This is a genomic window from Paraburkholderia sp. RL17-368-BIF-A (assembly GCF_046054045.1).
GTDB classification, from domain to species: domain Bacteria; phylum Pseudomonadota; class Gammaproteobacteria; order Burkholderiales; family Burkholderiaceae; genus Paraburkholderia; species Paraburkholderia graminis.
Genome location: NZ_JARESN010000008.1, coordinates 75,238 through 91,393, shown reverse-complemented (window position 1 = coordinate 91,393; position 16,156 = coordinate 75,238). Strand labels below are relative to the sequence as shown.

The window sequence follows — 16,156 nt, the reverse complement described above, 5'->3', positions numbered from 1 at the left end:
GATGGCGGCGCGCTTAATGAGCGTTCGCATCATCGATCTCCTGGACGAAGTCGGAATGGCCGCGCAGCACCACCGGATAGATCGCCTTGACGCGCGCTGCGGGCAGCGCACCGACGGCCGCCGGCGAGTAGCACTTCAGGCGGTAACCGTCCGCGGTGAACCCAAGCAGGCCACGCACGATGCTGCCGCCGTCGGCAAGCAGAATGACCACGTCGTCGCCCGGCTCGGCCTTCGACTGGATGTCGTAGATCACAGCCTCGCCGGCGCAGATTCGTGGCCGCATGTCGTTCGTCGGCATGCGTAAGGCCGCATAACGGGGATCGGATGCCATCTCAGATGCTCCCGTAATGGGCGGCGAAGTAGCCGAGACTGTCGGGCCGGCCCTCGAGGGTTTCGGTGCACTTCTCCATGTCTCGCGCGATTCCGCGCAGCGCCTCGCTGAGAATCACGAAGTCGGTGACATCACCTTCAGCCGGTGGATTGCCGATGCTGCGCAGACACAGGTCATGCAAAGCAGTCACCGAGTGGAACGTGAGCTCGCAGCGGCCAGCCACTGCGGCGATAGTCTCAGGTGTGGGCAGAACGTTACGCACGAGACACCTCCCTCGCACGATCGAACTCCGCAAGCTGCGCCGCGGTATCACGCATGCCTTCCATTTGATCGAAGATGTAATCGCCCAGGCATTCCAGCGCATACATGAGCGCGAGTTCAGTGCTGCGGCCGAGCGGCGGAGCGCCGGTCATTTCCGGTTCGCTGAGGCTGTTGTGTACGATCCGTGCAATGGACTTGATGCCATCAGATGCACGGCTCACATTGGCAATTCGGAACGAGTGAACCTTCGCATGCTCCAGTTCGTCGCTGTGTTGCCAATAGTCGCTGACGAGCGGATGTGCCTTTTTGGCTTCAGACATGTTGGGCTCCCCGCTTGCGCAACAGGAACTCCGCCTCCGATCCGATATTGGTCAACGCCGAGATAGTGCGGATCTGGTCGGCAATCACAAACAGCAGGCTCGACACGTTGTCGCCCATCTCGAAGTTGCCGGCGCGCAGCTTGCCGGGCGTGTAATCAGCGGCGATGACGCAGCCGACATTACTGACCGTGTCGGCGAGGTTCTGCGCCATGTGGGTGGCGCATTCGCTGGATTTAGCGAGGAATTCGAGTTCGTCCTTCGCCCAGGTATCCTCGCGATTCCAGAAGAAGTCGAGCACGGACATCGGCGTGCAAGGACCGAACCTACGCGGTTCGGCGTTACAGGTATTGACTTCTTGCTGCTCTGCACTAGAATTCAGCTTGTTCATTTCGTTTTACCCCTGCGCTATACGCGCGCCGTCTGTTCCTAGGCATTCGGCGCGCAACCTTCCAAGACGCCATTTCTGGCATCCACCCCAAAAATTCTGACCCGCTTCAAATCGTAGGCATGAGCTCGCCCAACTAGGCAGGACTGCCAAGTTAATCGGTGACGCTACGGTTCGAGGATTTCGAATGTTCTTCTGTTCGCTAGAACTGCTCCTTGGTTCGTCTTGCTACGTTGTGGGAATCTATGGTGGAGAAAATAACGCCAAATAACAACTGTCCGATCAGGATAAGTGCTAAGACTGTCGGGATCCCGACCAACTTCATTTTCCGAATCTATCACAGCATATGGCGAGACCCGAGCACGTGAAAAAGAAGCGCGCTGTGCCCATCCATGCAAAAAATGCTACAGCATAAAAGTACGGTTTCGACAAGTAACGGAGGTCAGTAGGCGTTGCTTGATGAAAATGTCATTTAAAAACAAAGACATCTGTGCATCGAATACGTTACGTCGTTGTCGTCGTTGTACTTCACCATGTCGAAAAGCGTGCCGCCTGAACCGAATAGCGGGTCCTTCACAGTCACGGCAAACCGAGAAAATGGAGGAAATGGAGGAAAACAAAGGTGACTTTGTACTCAGAGCGCTCCGGCATTGATCCAGCCAGGCGTGAGGCCGTCGGCAAGTAAATTCGCCGAAACGCGGCAAATCAAAGCGTTGATCAAACGGCTGTCGCGCGACGCCTTGGAGAAGCGCCAGCCGGTTGCGCGCATTACCGGCGCTGCGGTATGTGCGGCGGCGCGCTGGAAAACGTATCGGTGGCAGGTCAGGTTCATTTCAGTGCTCAGTTGTGTGTCCTGAAGCACATATTAGTTGCACTGCTTGTGGATGTCAACAGTAAAACTAATTACCACTGATAAGTTACAAGATTGACAGCTTCGCTACCACCGTGCCGAACGGAAGGGCAGTCGTGTCGATGGGAGTGATGCGCTCCGGCCAGACCGGGTTCAGTGCCTTTAGAAACGATTTACCACCCTCGCTGATGAGCTGACGCAGGATGAAATCGCCGGACGCAGTACGAATCAGCAGGACTGAGCCATGTTTAGGTCTCACGTCGACATCGATCAATACCAATTCGTCTTCTCGGAAAGACAGTCGCGAGTTCGCATCGAACATGCTTTCGCCTGGGACGCGCATAAAGAACGAGCGAGGCGACACATCAATGGGCGAGCGATAGGATTCGGTGACCCTTATGTCGACGCGTGACATCAACCACTGGTCTATCTGCGAAGGCTGGAGGACAGGATGCCTGTTACTGTCGTCCGGTGGTTCACCGGATGGCGGCACGGGAGGCCCATACACCGGTTCCCGGCGATCGGTTCTCCAGACGGAATAATTCTCTCTGGAATCTGCAACCCGCGCGGTCAGCAGTGTGGCCTGCTCGGCAATCCGCGGGCTAATATCTCGGATCGTGCAGCCCAACAACCGAGCAAAGTTGCTGGCAGCTCGGAAGTTCAGGGGAATCGTTCCCTTGAGATATTGACTTACAGCACTCTGACCCATACCCAAGGCACTCGCTGCTTCTGCTTGCGATGACGGTAGGCCTTGCTCGGCTTGACGTCTTTGCCAAGCATGAAATAAGGCCTGCAGTCGGCCAGCATCAGACATTTGATCACCAGTGGCGGATTTTGCATTCATTCCGGCACTGTATCAGTAGGACTGGTAGAAGGCAATTACTATCACTGTTGACGCGTGCCTCGCTTGTGAATATTATGAAAACTAATATCCACTGATGAGCTAGGTATGAACAGTGTCTCGACCATTCGAAAGCGCTTGGAGTTGTCCCAACACGACCTATCGGTCCTCTTAGGTGTCGGGCAAAGCGCTGTCTCGCAGTACGAAAACGATGGCTGCGATCCCTCGGTTAAGGTCGCTCGGAAGATTGTCGAGCTAGCCGCATCCCGAGGCATCGTTATTACGATCGCAGAAGTCTTCGCGCCGTCCGAAAAGGAGGGCGCATGATCGACTTCCAGCGGCATCCCCTCTCAGCTGCTTTTCCGACCTTCACGGAAGACGACCTGGACGCGCTGGTCGAAGACATCCGGCAGTTTGGACAGAGAGAATCAGGGCTGGCCCTAGAAGGGATGATTCTTGACGGTTGGAACCGCTATCAAGCGTGCCTGCGCTTGGGCGTCGACTTCAACTACCTCGAGTTCGAAGACGAGTATCCTGGAATGGACCCGCGCGCCTATGTGAAGTCGAAGAATTACCATCGACGGCATATGACCGCGTCGCAGCGTGCTGCGTCGATCGTCGCGCTGTCGCAGTGGGCACCCGCCGGAAATCCAAACCTCGCAACCGTTGCGAGGTTGCCGACAAATGCCGAGTTGGCGCGCGAGGCAGACGTTAGTCCTCGCACTATCAGTCATGCGAAAGCGGCGCACGAAGCAGGTCTGGGCGAAGCGGTTATATCCGGCGCCTTGAGCCTGCGTGAGGCCGACGCGCAGATCAAAGCCTCCCGCGCACCAATCATTCGTGAGCAGAAGGTCGCCCCAGCGCACGAAGCCGCGGCGGAATGGGCGGCGCGCACTGACGCAACCGTCGCTCAACCGTCTCCGCGTGTGGATGCCGTTGAGGATTCCTCACGAGACGGTGACGACGATCTGATCATCGAATTGGAGGCACTCCAAAATCGCGTCAGCGTGCTATCAGCCGAGATCGATTCGCTGACCGCGACCGACCACGGCGCCGAGATCCACAAGCTGACGCAGCTACTCGTGAACGCCGATGACAAGATTGCGCGGTTCGAGGAGCGCATGAAAGACCTCAAGGATTTCGGCGCTAAGTTTGATGCGCTGCGGAAGTTGCTTCACGTTAAGAGCAACCGCGAAGTGGTGGGCGCCGTTCGCAAGTTGGTGGAGGCCAAGCAATGAGGCCCATTACTCCAGAAGAACAATCAGCGTTCGACCACTTCGGATTGCGCCAGTATCAGATAGATGCCGTATTGCGCGTGCGCGAGGCTTATCGCAATGGTGCACGCAACGTGCTGCTCTGCGCGCCGACAGCAGCTGGGAAGACGCGCATTTCCGCGTGCGTGGTGTACCTGGCGTCGAGCCGCGGTAAGCAATCTCACTTCGTCGTCGATCGTGAAAATCTCATCGAGCAGACGATGCGCACATTTGATCAATTCAAGGTATCGCATGGCGTTGTGCAGCAAAAGCACTGGCGCTATCGCCCATATGAGCGCGCGCAGATTCTGTCTATCCAGACTGTAATGCGTCGCGGCTGGCCCGCAGATCCAAAACCCGACTTCGTGGTCGTGGACGAAGCGCACACCGTGCACGAGGACACCAAGAGTCGTTTGGCGGCTGGCGATGTGCGCGGCTTGGGATTGACGGCGACCCCGTTCACAAAAGGTCTAGGTCAGATTTATGACGCGCTGATCAACGTGGAGACAACGAATCGCCTAATCGAGCAGGGTGCTCTCGTACCGTATCGCATCTTCTCGCCCTCGCAGCCGAACATGGAGGGCGTCAAGGTCAACGCTGGTGAGTGGGAGCAGAAGGAAGCAACGAAGCGTGCGCTTCAAGTGGTGGGCGACTGTGTCGCTGAGTACATCAAGCACGGCAATTCGCAGAAGTTCATCTGCAGCGCAATCACGGTCGACCACGCCCGCGAGATCCAACGGCAATTCACCGCGGCCGGTATTCAATGCGTCGTGTACACCAGCCGCGAAACGAAGGACGAGTGCGATGAGATCGTCAAGGAATTCAGCAAGACGGATTCCTACATTCGCGGCTTAATCACGGTCAGCAAGGCAACGAAAGGGTTTGACGTGCCCGATGTGGGCTGCGTGATTATGTGTCGCCCCCTGCGCAAGTCGCTTGCCGATCACATTCAGCTGCTCGGTCGGGGCTTGCGCACCAGTGCTGAAACGGGAAAGACCGAGTGCATTGTTCTCGACCACTCTGGGAACTGTGAGCGTTTTTGGGCCGAGATGAACGAGTTCTTCGAGACTGGTGCCATTGCGCTGGACGACGGCACCAAGAAGCCGAAGGAAGTCAAAAAGAAGCCCGAAGCTGAAGATGTGATGGTGAAGTGCCCGCACTGCAAGGCATTGCACAAGGCGCGCCCCACGTGCCCGAGCTGCGGTCATGAGTATCCGCGTCGCGCGACGACGGAGCACGTTGCCGGAACGCTAGAGGAAATGCTGGCCGCTGGTCTCCACCGTCGTCTGAATGCAGACGTTTGGCCGCAGGTGTGCGCCTATGCCCGCAATGCGTGTCCAGACGACTTTGTGCGTGCGCGTAGCCGGGCTTACGCAATGTACAAGCAGCTAACCGGCCAGATGGCGAAGGCTGATTTCTATCAAACCGAGTCAGCACCGGTTACGCCGGAAGTCCGAAAGAAGCTCGAAAACATGGATAAGGCGTACTGGGCGGCTACACGTGCGAAGCGCAGGAAGGCCGCATGAGATTCCGAGACGCTCTGCAGGCTCACGGCCTCATCCCGCGGGACATCATCGACGACGGTAAATGGCACCGCTGCGCGACGGCGGACAAGCCGCGCCGGAAAAACGGCGCTTACAAATTGTGGGTCGGCGGTCGGCGCGGCTATTTCATGAACTTCGCCGAGCATGTCGAGGCGATCGAATGGCGCGACGACACGCCGATGGCGCCGCGTGACCAGCGCGCAATCGACGATCGGATCCGCGCACTTCGACAGCGCGAAGCGCGCGAACGTGCGCGGGCAATCCGTGCTGCACGCGAGCATTGGGATACGTTGCCGATCCTCACCGACTGGCATGCATATATCGAGCGCAAAGGGCTGTCGATACAGGGCTGCAAAGGACTGCGGCTGCAAGGCGATGACCTGGCGATTCCGATGTACTGCGGCGGCGCGCTGGTGAACATCCAGACGATCTCGATGGAGGGCGAAAAGTTTTATCGCAAAGGATGCCCGGTCAAGGGTGCGACGTTTGTTATGGCCCGCGCGCGCGCCGTTGTGACTGCGTTCGTCGAGGGCTTTGCAACAGGCCTTGCGGTGTTTCAGTCGGTTCCCAATTCGACCGTCGTCGTGTGCTTCGACGCCGGCAATTTGCTCGCTGTCGCTGAAGACGCGAAGCCGCGCGGCATGGTGGTCGTGTGCGCTGATAACGATTGGGAAACACAGCGTGACCGCGGTTTCAACAAGGGCGTCGAAAACGGCACGAAAGCGGCCGAGATCATGCGCTGCGGCGTCGCCTATCCGCAGGGTATTCGCGGTACCGATTGGGCCGACGCGCGACAGGAATGGGGCGACGCGGGCCCGGCGCGTGTGCGCATGCAGATCATGAAGGGCGCGAAGCTGGTTGTTTCGCGGTAAGGGTGTAATCGAATTACACCACGCCATGACAGGCGTTATGCGGAGAGCCCGCAGTCATGCAGTACCGGTAGTACCGCGAATAGGTGTAGCGGGATAGAAGAGAGCCGAACGGGGGGCCATAACCCAGCCCTAGCGGAAAAAAGGATCTGGAAACAGGTTCGGCGTAGCGCCTGCCGCGATAAACGTACCGAACTTCGGGAGCTTGAATGTGAGCCCGTTGGAGCAGATGGAAAGGTCACCGCACACGGGCGCGACAGTCTGCTTAGGTTAGATAAACCCAACGCTACCGCACTGTCTTCTTGTGCGCCCGGGTGTGGTTCTTTAGAGGTGGAAGCCCAGGTTGGATGTCCGCTGGCTGGCAACGGCCCTAGAAACCCAGTCATGAAAGGCAAGTACGAAAACCGAACGGAGAAACGATGCAGCATTGCACCGAACAAGAGGCTCTGACCGTTGGATGGGGCACGACGCAGAAGAAAGACGGCTCACAAACGCTGCGGGAGCCGTTCTACTCGACGAACCCGATGTATGTGGCGCAACACAAGGAATGGGACTGGCAGGAGTGCGATTTTGCGGTCGCGGAGCAGGGCGTGCGCCGGCAGATGGGCGAAGACCCGACGCCCGGCGACGCCGCTTAGGGAGGTTCAGAGATGACCAAACGTCGCAAGAGCGGGTCAGCAAGAGCGGTGGCGATCTATATCCGGATGATCAAGCTTGCGCCCGCTTTAGGGCGATCGCGCTGCCTACGAGCGCGACCAGATATGCCGCAACGTTCCGGCCAATCTTTGCCCACACGTCCCCCTCCGTCATTTGCGCGACCTGTAGGTCGACGTAGACCCTGAAGTCACCGACCCAGTGGAGCTTGGCGAGAAGCCACAAGTCCTTGCAAATGGGAACGAACGCCAGCAGTAGAGCAGCAATGAGCATCCACTTTAGCGCACGGTCCATATCCAGACTGAAGTAGACGAGACATCCCATCACAAGGCCAAGAGAGGCAGCAATCAGAAAAGACATGGGCACATTTCCCCCAAAACCCGCTTATACGGCAAGTTACAGAAAAACTTGAGAGGTAGTTCGATGACAGAACATCAGATTGACGCTTACTGTGACCGTTGGCTATGGTGGTGCCAAACACGCCGGCTGTACGTGCCGGCAGGTAGGCTAAACATTCTCGCCAGGCTGCAGCCGCGGCGATCCAGCGGCAGAGAGACGGACGCGCGTCTCGATCCTGAGATGCCATACTTCAATTCAGCGCTTCACGGTCTGTTCGATGACGAGGAGCGCGCGCAAGAGGCAGCGTGTTTCCTTGGAGTCTACTGGTCTGAGGCGAAGATCAAGCAGGTCGCGGCCGAACTCAAATGCGCTCGAGGCACTGTCTACAATCGAGCTCGAAGATTCGCGCAAGACGCGATTTCTATGAGTAAAGCGCTAAAGAAAGCACACGAGACCATGAGTGCGCAGTGTTCAAGTTTCGCTGAACAAAATAGTGCTTTAGTGGATTGAACACTTCGTCGTAAAATTGAAGGTAATTAGGCAGTCTCCGAAACTGTCTCCGAAGCCCGCAAAGCGAAAGCAGAGCGGGCTTTCTCGTTTCCTTGACTTCGATTATTCTTGCATCTCCACAAAAACGGAGGTGTATGTGAGTGAGATCAGAGCTGGCGACGTCGTCGTCCTGAAAAGCGGCAGCCCATTGTTGACAGTCGCATTTGTGAACGGACACGATGTCCGCTGCCAATGGTTCGATCAGAAGGATCTGAAGCAGGGCGATTTCATGGCACAGTCGCTCAAGCATCCGGAGAAGGAATAGGCTGGCAGCCTTTCGAGTCGGCTGGCATAAGGCTGGGAAAACAGTTGTCGAAGCCCGCTAGGTGAAAGCCTCGCGGGCTTTTTTGTTTTGGATCAAATTTTCCAAAGCTCTCGTAGTCGCATCGCTTCTCGAATCAAGTGCTTATGCGGTGTGCCGTATGGTCGCATGATGGCGTCCTGTAGTTTCGGGTCGGGATAGACCACCGTTTTGTTGTCGCCACTACTAAGCCAAACGGGAATAGACCCTTCTTCGGAGAACATGCGGATGATGTTCAGGTAGGCCTCCGTGTCGACAAAATCCATTGGTCCTGTGCTTGATCGCAGAACGATGCAGGTGCGTTCGTACGGGTTGCCGGATTCTGGATGTTCTTCAAGTGACGCGACAAAGCCGCATCGATCGGGGCGCAGGCTTTCCGGAAGTGAGTCGATGATGCGCCACAAGCAATACCACCCCCGACACACTGCCGGCCTCGTAGCGTAAATGCTACATCCGTTACCGGTGCAGTGTTCGCACCGAACCCCGGGCTCTTTCCTGACTTCGGGCTCTTCGATACGAAGGATCTCGCAGCAGGCGACGCAGTCGCCGCAGGATCGGTCAGGGACGAGATATTCAGGAAGCATTTTTAGTTGGATGTGCATAGTGACGATCACGACCTCAGATCGCCGAGTTATGAAAGTGGCTGAGCTTGGCGCATCCATCGTTGAACGACTCAGCCTCCTTCGTTACGACTGCGCGCCGGCCTCCTTCGGTGCCGAGACTAGCGCGGCTCTAGCCGAGTCGAATGAGTGCTTGGATGGGTCGCGCGATTGTATCTCTCACGGCGGGAAGCCATGAATTTCGCCAAAGCCTTCATTCAGAAGATCGCCTTGTGGTTGAGGAGCGAGGCAAAGACCGTCGAGCAAACCGTTATCGAGAAAGCGCAGGCTGAGGTCGGCACGCTTAAGACTGTTGTCGAAGGCGGGCGGACGTACGTCGCTGGCATTGGTGTTGGCATCGCGGACGATCTAGACACTTGGCTTGCAACCAAAGGCAGCAGTTTTTCACTTACCGATCCTTCATTCGAGGCAGTCATGAGTACACCTGCAGCAGCAACGCCGGCAACCACCGGCAACAACGTGAACACCGCAGTGCAGATCGCGCTTGCGCTGAAGGCGATTGACGCGTCGCTGTCGGTCGAAGCAGTGCAGGCCGCAACCAATGCAGCACTCGCTGCTGCATATCCGGCCGCTGCTGCTGCCTGATGCCGCGCCTTCGCACGTTGCCGACCCGCTTGCAGTCACTGCCGAGCCGTGTCGTCGTTGCGGAGGCCGTCTCGTGGCGCACTGGCAAGACCAGTAGTACAGCGCGAGGCTATGACTACGCCTGGCAGAAGCTGCGCGCCAAGCACCTCGCCGCGCATCCGCATTGCGTGTACTGCCTGCGTGATCTTGGCATGCTCGGCATGTCGCCGGCCGATGTCGTGCTTACGTGCGCCGCGCGCGGCTTGGCCGAGCCGCTTGGATCGATTGGCGATCACATCGTGGCGCACGAAGGCGATGAGCGGCGCCGCCTCGATCCGTCGAACGTGCAGACCTTGTGCAAGCCGCATCACGACGGCGAGAAAGCGCGCGCCGAGCGAGGCTCGCATCAAACGTTGTAAAAATGCGACAGACAAACAACATACGTTGCGTTTTTGCAACATAGACTGAACCTAAAGGGCGGGGGTGGCGAAAGTCTGGGCCTATCAATGGCCTAGACCGACCGTTCCCGCACGCGCAGAATTTTTTCCCTTTTGAGGATTTTGTTAATGGCTTTAACAGCGAAAAAGAGGCGTTTCGCCGACGCTGTTTTGGCCGGCAAAGCCAATAAGGACGCGGCGATCGAGGCGGGCTACAGCGCTGCAACCGCATCCGCCGCAGGATCTCGCCTTGTTAAAGACAAAGACGTGGCCCTTTACCTGGCCGCGCAACGAATTCAGCAGGAATCGAAGCCCGAGCCGGTGGCAAAAGCCGCGGCAGGCCGCGCTCCGCCGCCGGATTTCGATCTGGATGCGATGACGAGCTTCACCGACCCGAAGGCGTTCTTGATTGCGGCTATGAACGACGGCCGAACCGAGCCGAAGCTAAGGGTCGATGCTGCAAAAGCGCTGATGCCGTTCGTGCATGCCAAGATTGGCGAGACGGGCAAGAAGGATGCGAAGGGCGTGGCCGCCGAGAAGGCTGCGAACAAGTTTGCGGCGCTCGCGACGCCGAAACTCGTCGTCAACAACCGGAAGTAACGCGTGGAATGGTCAACGGCATGCTTGGACTGGCCCGAGCGGCTCAGGTCTGGGCGCTCGATTATTCCGCCTCCGATTTTCCCGGAGCAGGCTGAGATAGCGCTGAACGTTTTCAAGCAACTCAAGATCGTCGATGCGCCAGGCAGTCCGACGTTCGGCGAGTCTTGCGCGCAGTGGGTGTTCGATCTCGTCGCATCGATTTTCGGCGCGTACGATCCGGACAGCGGGCGGCGTCTGATTACCGAGTGGTTCGTGTGCATCCCGAAGAAGAACAGCAAATCGACGCTGGCTGCCGGAATCATGATGACCGCGATGATTCTCAACTGGCGCCAGTCTGCCGAGTACGCGATCCTCGCGCCGACGATCGAGGTGGCGAACAACAGTTTCGCGCCGAGCCGCGACATGGTGAAGCACGAGGAAGACCTCGACGAACTGTTCCAGGTGCAGACGCACATCAAGACGATCACGCACCGCGTCAGTGGCGCAGCGTTGAAGGTCGTCGCGGCAGACGCGAACACGGTCAGCGGTAAGAAAAGCGTTGGGACGTTGATCGACGAGCTTTGGCTGTTCGGGAAGCAGCCAAACGCTGAAGATATGTTGCGCGAAGCGACGGGCGGTCTCGCGTCGCGGCCCGAAGGCTTCATCATCTACCTGACCACGCAGTCGAACGATCCGCCGGCGGGCGTGTTCCTGCAGAAGCTGCGCTACGCGCGCGACGTGCGCGACGGCAAGATCGTTGATCCCTGCTTCGTGCCGGTGATCTTCGAGCACCCGCCTGAAATGGTGAAGCGCAAGGAGCACCTGAAGGTCGAAAACCTCGCGATGGTGAACCCGAACTTCGGATTCTCTGTTGATCAGGCGTATCTCGAGCGCGAGTTCCGCAAGGCGCAGGAAACCGGCGAAGAGTCTTTTCGCGGCTTCCTCGCGAAGCATGCAAACGTCGAGATCGGGCTCGCGCTGCGCAGTGATCGCTGGGCCGGCGCCGAGTTCTGGGAGGCCGCAGCGCTTGCGCCGCGCCTAACGCTCGAGCAACTGATTGATCGCTGCGAAGTCATCGACGTTGGTATCGACGGCGGCGGTCTTGATGACTTGCTGGGGCTCGCGGTGGTTGGCCGGGAGAAAGGCACACGCAATTGGCTTGTCTGGACGCATGCATGGGCGCATCCGTCGGTGTTCGAGCGCCGCAAAGAGATCGCGGACACGCTTCGCGACTTCGAGAAAGAGGGCGATTTGACAGTGGTCGAGCAGATCGGCGACGACGTCGAGGATGTCGCAGAGATCGTTGCCACGATCCATCAGGCGGGGTTGCTCGACAAGGTCGGCGCCGACCCGGCAGGGATCGGTGGCGTGCTCGATGCGCTTGGCGCGGCGAAGGTGCCGGAAGACAAGGTCATCGGTATATCGCAAGGCTGGAAGCTCTCGGGAGCGATCAAGACCACCGAGCGGCGCGTCGCGGCGGCGAGCGGTAGGAAGCTCGAAGACGGCGGCGAGAAGCCTGACGGCACGCTGACTCACGGTGGTCAGCGAATGATGGCGTGGTGCGTCGGCAATGCTCGTGTGGTGCCGGTCGGCAACGCTGTGAACATCACAAAACAGGCCAGCGGGACGGGGAAGATTGACCCGTTGATGGCGATTTTCGATGCGGTTTCGCTGATGGCGCTCAACCCGCCGGCTCAAGGGCCGTCGGTGTACGAGTCGCGCGGCATCCGATTCCTTTGAGGTGTGAATGAGTTTGTTCGATTTCTTCCGGCGGGGGTATCAGCCGGAGGCCCAAACTCGTCCGCTGCCAGAGCCGCCGGCGCCGCGCGCTGAATTGCCGCCCGGCGGCGAGACGTTCACCGGCCTCGACGATCCGCGCCTGCTCGAGTACATCCGGCGTGGCGAACTCGACGGGCGCGACCCGCGCGCCGCGCACGCGCTGCGCAATATGGCTGTGCTCCGCTGCGTGACACTGATTTCCGAAGCGATCGGCATGCTGCCGTTGAACCTGCAGAGCAGTGACGAAAAAAAACAGGTGCAGGTCGACAATCCGGCGCATCGCCTGTTGAAGTACAAGCCGAACGACTGGCAAACACCGATCGAATTCAAGAGCCTGATGCAGTTGCGCGCGCTGCTAGACGGCCAGTCGTTTGCGCGTGTCATCTGGTCTGGAAACCGACCGATTCGGCTGATTCCGATGGACCGCGGCTCGACGAAGCCGCGCCTCACAAGCGCCTGGCAATTGGTGTACGACTACACGGCGCCGAGCGGCGATCTGATCACGCTGACTGCGCGAGATGTCTTTCACCTGCGCGACCTGTCGCTCGACGGCATCAATGGAATCTCTCGCGTGAAGTTGTCGCACGAGGCGCTCGAGCTTGCCGAGCAGGCAGAGCGTGCCGCGTCGCGCACGTTCCGTACTGGCGTGATGGCTGGTGGTGCGATCGAGATCCCGAAAGAGCTTTCCGACAATGCCTATAAGCGCATGAAGGAGTCGCTCGCTGACAATCACTCCGGCGCAGAAAACGCGGGCAGTTGGATGCTGATCGAGGAAGGCGGCACGGCGAAGCAGTTCACCGCGACGGCGGTGTCCGCTCAGCAGATCGAGACTCGCAACCACCAGATAGAAGAGGTCGCGCGCATGTACGGCGTGCCGCGGCCGCTTTTGATGATGGACGACACGAGTTGGGGTAGCGGCATTGAGCAGCTCGCGATCTTTTTTATTCAGTACGGTCTTGCGCACTGGTTCGTTTCCTGGGAGCAGGCCGCGGCGCGCAGCTTTATCCCCGACAGCCAGCTTGGCAAGCAGCAGTTCAAGTTCAACGAGGGCGCGCTGCTGCGCGGCACTCTAAATGATCAGGCGTCGTTCTTCTCGAAGGCGCTCGGCGCCGGCGGCCAGGCGCCGTGGATGTCGCAGAACGAGGTGCGCGAGCTCGCCGACCTGCCGAAATCCGACGATCCGCAGACCGATGCGCTGCGCAATCCAATGACCCAGCAACCGAAGGGAAGCGGCAATGAGCCTCCTAAAACTGCCTGAAATCCGCGCCGACCATCGGCTCAACACAGCGCAATACGAAGTTCGGCCCGATGCGCTTGAGCGTTGGGAACCGGGCGTTCGCGCGGCAGCCGCCGATGACTCCGCTTCGATTTCGATTTACGACTCGATCGGCGACAACTGGGAGGGAACTGGTATCACGGCGAAGCGTATCAGCGCCGCACTGCGCAACATCGGCGCTCGCGCGCTGACGGTGAACGTCAATTCTCCAGGCGGCGACTTTTTCGAAGGCGTGGCGATCTACAACCTGCTGCGCGAGCACCAGGCGAAGGTCACGGTCAACGTGATGGGAATCGCCGCGTCAGCAGCATCGGTGATCGCGATGGCGGGCGACGAGATCCTCATGGGAGACGGCGCGTTCCTGATGATCCATAACGCCTGGACGGTCGCAATCGGCAATCGCCACGACATTGCGCAGGCCGCCGAGGTGCTGGCGCCGTTCGACGCCGCAATGGCAAAGGTCTATTCGCAGCGCGCGGGCATTTCCCAAGCTGAGGCCGCCGCCCTGATGGACAAAGAGACGTGGATCGGTGCGGAACAGGCGGTCACGGACGGTTTCGCAACCGGGCTGCTCGATAGCGCGCAGGTCGCCAAAGACACAAACGCGAGCGGTAGCCGCAAGGCGCTCGCTCTCATTGAAGCGTCGATGGCGCGCGCGGGCTACTCGCGCGGCGCGCGTCGCGACGCTCTCAAAGCCCTATTCGACGGCACGCCGGGCGCTGCCGCTGAAAACGCCAAGCCGGGCGCTGGCGACGACGTTGCAGCTTCGCTGCAGAACCTCATCAACGCTCTTCAAGGATAAATCCATGAGCAAGAAACTCCTGATTTCCGCGCTGACCGCAGCGCTGGCTGGCAACTTCGCATCGGTGCCGCGCGGCATCGTCTCGGTGCGCGCGGATAGCGGCCCCGGCGACGTCAAAGCGCTCGTCGACGGCGTCAATCGTGCGTTCGAACAGTTCAAGGCTGAGCACACAAAGCAGCTCGACGCGGTCAAGGCCGGCTTGCCGGCCGCTGACATCACTGCGAAGGTCGAAAGGATCGGCGCCGATCTGGACGCGTTTCAGAAGGCGCTCGACGAGCACAGCGTCAAGATGGCGGCGCTCGAAATGGGTGGTGGTGGTGGTGGTACCAAGCTGCGCGACGCCGAATACTCCGATGCGTTCAAGGCGCACGTGAAGCGTGGCGACATCAATGCGTCGCTCAACAAGGGTGCGGCCGACGAGGGCGGCTATCTGACGCCGATCGAATGGGACCGCACCATCACGGACAAACTCGTGCTCGTGTCGCCGATGCGCCAGATCTGCCGCGTGCAGGCGGTTTCGAAGGCTGGCTTCTCGAAGCTGTTCAACATGCGCGGTACCTCGAGCGGCTGGGTCGGTGAAACGGACAATCGCCCTCAGACGAACACGGCCTCGTTCGCTTCGCTGGCGTTCGGCCAAGGTGAAATTTACGCAAACCCGGCCGCAACGCAGGGCATTCTCGACGACTCCGAGATTGACCTCGAATCGTGGCTGGCTGGCGAGGTGCAAACCGAGTTCGCCAAGCAGGAAGGTCTTGCGTTCGTCTCGGGCGACGGCACCAAGAAGCCGACCGGCATTCTGACGTATGTCACCGGAGGCGCCAATGCCGCCGTGCATCCGTTCGGCGCGATCGATGTCGTGAATAGCGGTGCAGCGGCGGACATCACGTCGGACGGCATCATCGATTTGATTTACGACCTGCCGAGCACGTTCACGGGCAACGCGCGCTTCATCATGAACCGCAACACGCAACGCTCGGTGCGCAAGCTGAAAGACGGTATGGGCAATTACCTGTGGCAGCCGTCGTTCGTAGCTGGCCAGCCGTCCACGCTTGCCGGCTACCCGCTCACGGAAATCCCGGACATGCCGGACGTTGCTGCGAACGCGACGCCGATCCTGTTCGGCGACTTCGCGCAGACGTACCTGATCCTCGATCGCATGGGCGTGCGCGTGCTGCGCGACCCGTACACGGCGAAGCCGTATGTGCTGTTCTACACGACGAAGCGCGTCGGCGGAGGTCTGTTGAATCCTGAGCCGATGCGTGCGATGAAGGTCGCGGCGAACGCGTAAGCGCGACGCAACAGAGTCTCCGTAGCGTGTGGGTTTGGGGCGTCCAAGTGGCGCCCCATTTTTTTGGAGAAAAGCATGGCGAAGTTCACGAAGCCCTTCAGGGGCGTTCCGAAGGGTGAGATCTACCCGAAGGAATACTCGGTTGGCGAGGAATGTCCGGCTGAGCTGGAAGACGGCGCGCGATCGTTGAAGGCGCTCGAAAAAACGGCCAACAAGGCTAAGACTGACGACGCGGGCGCGTCTGCAGGCGATGTCGCTCCGAGCGACGTGTCCGGGGCTGACGCGGCAACCGACGGCGCCTCTGCGAAATAAGC

Annotated in this window: 21 protein-coding genes; 14 read left to right on the top strand and 7 right to left on the bottom strand. The window is 59.2% G+C overall.

Going from position 1 to position 16,156, the window contains the following annotated elements:
* Window positions 1-13: 13 nt before the first annotated feature.
* The 5 genes from P0D87_RS16000 to P0D87_RS15980 form a co-directional block, all read right to left on the bottom strand.
* Window positions 14-331: a S24 family peptidase gene (locus P0D87_RS16000; protein ID WP_408636927.1), complete on the bottom strand. Its 318-nt coding sequence runs from the start codon at window positions 329-331 to the stop codon at window positions 14-16.
* Between the two features lies 1 nt (window position 332).
* Complete coding sequence (locus P0D87_RS15995) at window positions 333-593, bottom strand: hypothetical protein (protein ID WP_408636926.1); 261 nt, start codon at window positions 591-593, stop codon at window positions 333-335.
* The gene (locus P0D87_RS15990; protein ID WP_408636925.1) at window positions 586-912 is read right to left on the bottom strand and encodes a hypothetical protein; all 327 of its coding nucleotides are present in this window, start codon (window positions 910-912) and stop codon (window positions 586-588) included. Before P0D87_RS15990 ends, P0D87_RS15995 begins: the two co-directional genes overlap by 8 nt.
* Window positions 905-1,300 (bottom strand): hypothetical protein, encoded by a 396-nt coding sequence (locus tag P0D87_RS15985; RefSeq protein WP_408636924.1) that lies wholly within the window; start codon window positions 1,298-1,300, stop codon window positions 905-907. Before P0D87_RS15985 ends, P0D87_RS15990 begins: the two co-directional genes overlap by 8 nt.
* A gap of 914 nt (window positions 1,301-2,214) precedes the next feature.
* The gene (locus P0D87_RS15980; RefSeq protein WP_408636923.1) at window positions 2,215-2,991 is read right to left on the bottom strand and encodes a LexA family protein; all 777 of its coding nucleotides are present in this window, start codon (window positions 2,989-2,991) and stop codon (window positions 2,215-2,217) included.
* Between the two features lie 105 nt (window positions 2,992-3,096).
* Here P0D87_RS15980 and P0D87_RS15975 point away from each other — a divergent pair, with 105 nt between their 5' ends.
* The 5 genes from P0D87_RS15975 (at window position 3,097) to P0D87_RS15955 (ending at window position 7,292) form a co-directional block, all read left to right on the top strand.
* On the top strand, window positions 3,097-3,315 hold the full coding sequence (locus tag P0D87_RS15975; protein WP_408636922.1) for a helix-turn-helix transcriptional regulator: 219 nt from the start codon (window positions 3,097-3,099) through the stop codon (window positions 3,313-3,315).
* Window positions 3,312-4,226 carry a ParB/RepB/Spo0J family partition protein gene (locus P0D87_RS15970; protein WP_408636921.1) on the top strand — a complete coding sequence of 305 codons (915 nt, stop codon included), beginning with the start codon at window positions 3,312-3,314 and terminating at the stop codon, window positions 4,224-4,226. Before P0D87_RS15975 ends, P0D87_RS15970 begins: the two co-directional genes overlap by 4 nt.
* Window positions 4,223-5,767, top strand: a complete 1,545-nt coding sequence (locus tag P0D87_RS15965; protein ID WP_408636919.1) for a DEAD/DEAH box helicase family protein — start codon at window positions 4,223-4,225, stop codon at window positions 5,765-5,767. The genes P0D87_RS15970 and P0D87_RS15965 overlap by 4 nt, the downstream gene beginning before the upstream one ends.
* A complete protein-coding gene (locus P0D87_RS15960; protein ID WP_408636918.1) occupies window positions 5,764-6,657 on the top strand; it encodes a toprim domain-containing protein in 894 nt (297 codons plus the stop codon). Before P0D87_RS15965 ends, P0D87_RS15960 begins: the two co-directional genes overlap by 4 nt.
* 416 nt (window positions 6,658-7,073) lie before the next feature.
* The gene (locus tag P0D87_RS15955) at window positions 7,074-7,292 is read left to right on the top strand and encodes a hypothetical protein (protein ID WP_408636917.1); all 219 of its coding nucleotides are present in this window, start codon (window positions 7,074-7,076) and stop codon (window positions 7,290-7,292) included.
* A 70-nt stretch (window positions 7,293-7,362) separates the two neighbouring features.
* Here P0D87_RS15955 and P0D87_RS15950 read toward each other — a convergent pair whose 3' ends face one another.
* A complete protein-coding gene (locus P0D87_RS15950) occupies window positions 7,363-7,668 on the bottom strand; it encodes a hypothetical protein (RefSeq protein WP_408636916.1) in 306 nt (101 codons plus the stop codon).
* 625 nt (window positions 7,669-8,293) lie between these two features.
* On the opposite strand from P0D87_RS15950, the gene P0D87_RS15945 reads away from it, so the two are divergent.
* Window positions 8,294-8,461, top strand: a complete 168-nt coding sequence (locus tag P0D87_RS15945) for a YodC family protein (protein WP_408636915.1) — start codon at window positions 8,294-8,296, stop codon at window positions 8,459-8,461.
* A gap of 92 nt (window positions 8,462-8,553) precedes the next feature.
* Here P0D87_RS15945 and P0D87_RS15940 read toward each other — a convergent pair whose 3' ends face one another.
* Window positions 8,554-8,901 carry a hypothetical protein gene (locus P0D87_RS15940; RefSeq protein ID WP_408636914.1) on the bottom strand — a complete coding sequence of 116 codons (348 nt, stop codon included), beginning with the start codon at window positions 8,899-8,901 and terminating at the stop codon, window positions 8,554-8,556.
* A gap of 390 nt (window positions 8,902-9,291) precedes the next feature.
* Between P0D87_RS15940 and P0D87_RS15935 the strand changes: the two genes are divergently transcribed.
* The 8 genes from P0D87_RS15935 to P0D87_RS15900 all read left to right on the top strand — a co-directional run bounded on the left by P0D87_RS15935 (window position 9,292) and on the right by P0D87_RS15900 (window position 16,154).
* The gene (locus P0D87_RS15935; RefSeq protein ID WP_408636913.1) at window positions 9,292-9,702 is read left to right on the top strand and encodes a hypothetical protein; all 411 of its coding nucleotides are present in this window, start codon (window positions 9,292-9,294) and stop codon (window positions 9,700-9,702) included.
* The gene (locus P0D87_RS15930) at window positions 9,699-10,100 is read left to right on the top strand and encodes an HNH endonuclease (protein WP_408636963.1); all 402 of its coding nucleotides are present in this window, start codon (window positions 9,699-9,701) and stop codon (window positions 10,098-10,100) included. The genes P0D87_RS15935 and P0D87_RS15930 overlap by 4 nt, the downstream gene beginning before the upstream one ends.
* A 147-nt stretch (window positions 10,101-10,247) precedes the next feature.
* Window positions 10,248-10,718, top strand: a complete 471-nt coding sequence (locus tag P0D87_RS15925; protein WP_408636912.1) for a terminase small subunit — start codon at window positions 10,248-10,250, stop codon at window positions 10,716-10,718.
* 3 nt (window positions 10,719-10,721) lie between these two features.
* A complete protein-coding gene (locus tag P0D87_RS15920; protein WP_408636911.1) occupies window positions 10,722-12,437 on the top strand; it encodes a terminase large subunit in 1,716 nt (571 codons plus the stop codon).
* A 7-nt stretch (window positions 12,438-12,444) separates the two neighbouring features.
* A complete protein-coding gene (locus P0D87_RS15915; RefSeq protein ID WP_408636910.1) occupies window positions 12,445-13,734 on the top strand; it encodes a phage portal protein in 1,290 nt (429 codons plus the stop codon).
* On the top strand, window positions 13,712-14,554 hold the full coding sequence (locus P0D87_RS15910; protein ID WP_408636909.1) for a head maturation protease, ClpP-related: 843 nt from the start codon (window positions 13,712-13,714) through the stop codon (window positions 14,552-14,554). Before P0D87_RS15915 ends, P0D87_RS15910 begins: the two co-directional genes overlap by 23 nt.
* A 4-nt stretch (window positions 14,555-14,558) precedes the next feature.
* Window positions 14,559-15,842: a phage major capsid protein gene (locus tag P0D87_RS15905; RefSeq protein WP_408636908.1), complete on the top strand. Its 1,284-nt coding sequence runs from the start codon at window positions 14,559-14,561 to the stop codon at window positions 15,840-15,842.
* 75 nt (window positions 15,843-15,917) lie between these two features.
* Window positions 15,918-16,154 carry a hypothetical protein gene (locus tag P0D87_RS15900; RefSeq protein ID WP_408636907.1) on the top strand — a complete coding sequence of 79 codons (237 nt, stop codon included), beginning with the start codon at window positions 15,918-15,920 and terminating at the stop codon, window positions 16,152-16,154.
* The last annotated feature ends 2 nt before the right edge of the window (window positions 16,155-16,156 follow it).

Bases quoted from the DNA above. Each gene is read 5' to 3' on its own strand.
- P0D87_RS15900 (WP_408636907.1), top strand. From the start codon at position 15,918: ATGGCGAAGTTCACGAAGCCCTTCAGGGGCGTTCCGAAGGGTGAGATC.
- P0D87_RS15985 (WP_408636924.1), bottom strand. From the start codon at position 1,300: ATGAACAAGCTGAATTCTAGTGCAGAGCAGCAAGAAGTCAATACCTGT.
- P0D87_RS15960 (WP_408636918.1), top strand. From the start codon at position 5,764: ATGAGATTCCGAGACGCTCTGCAGGCTCACGGCCTCATCCCGCGGGAC.
- P0D87_RS15970 (WP_408636921.1), top strand. From the start codon at position 3,312: ATGATCGACTTCCAGCGGCATCCCCTCTCAGCTGCTTTTCCGACCTTC.
- P0D87_RS15935 (WP_408636913.1), top strand. From the start codon at position 9,292: ATGAATTTCGCCAAAGCCTTCATTCAGAAGATCGCCTTGTGGTTGAGG.
- P0D87_RS15955 (WP_408636917.1), top strand. From the start codon at position 7,074: ATGCAGCATTGCACCGAACAAGAGGCTCTGACCGTTGGATGGGGCACG.
- P0D87_RS15905 (WP_408636908.1), top strand. From the start codon at position 14,559: ATGAGCAAGAAACTCCTGATTTCCGCGCTGACCGCAGCGCTGGCTGGC.
- P0D87_RS15990 (WP_408636925.1), bottom strand. From the start codon at position 912: ATGTCTGAAGCCAAAAAGGCACATCCGCTCGTCAGCGACTATTGGCAA.
- P0D87_RS15965 (WP_408636919.1), top strand. From the start codon at position 4,223: ATGAGGCCCATTACTCCAGAAGAACAATCAGCGTTCGACCACTTCGGA.
- P0D87_RS15950 (WP_408636916.1), bottom strand. From the start codon at position 7,668: ATGTCTTTTCTGATTGCTGCCTCTCTTGGCCTTGTGATGGGATGTCTC.
- P0D87_RS15910 (WP_408636909.1), top strand. From the start codon at position 13,712: ATGAGCCTCCTAAAACTGCCTGAAATCCGCGCCGACCATCGGCTCAAC.
- P0D87_RS15975 (WP_408636922.1), top strand. From the start codon at position 3,097: ATGAACAGTGTCTCGACCATTCGAAAGCGCTTGGAGTTGTCCCAACAC.
- P0D87_RS15980 (WP_408636923.1), bottom strand. From the start codon at position 2,991: ATGAATGCAAAATCCGCCACTGGTGATCAAATGTCTGATGCTGGCCGA.
- P0D87_RS16000 (WP_408636927.1), bottom strand. From the start codon at position 331: ATGGCATCCGATCCCCGTTATGCGGCCTTACGCATGCCGACGAACGAC.
- P0D87_RS15915 (WP_408636910.1), top strand. From the start codon at position 12,445: ATGAGTTTGTTCGATTTCTTCCGGCGGGGGTATCAGCCGGAGGCCCAA.
- P0D87_RS15925 (WP_408636912.1), top strand. From the start codon at position 10,248: ATGGCTTTAACAGCGAAAAAGAGGCGTTTCGCCGACGCTGTTTTGGCC.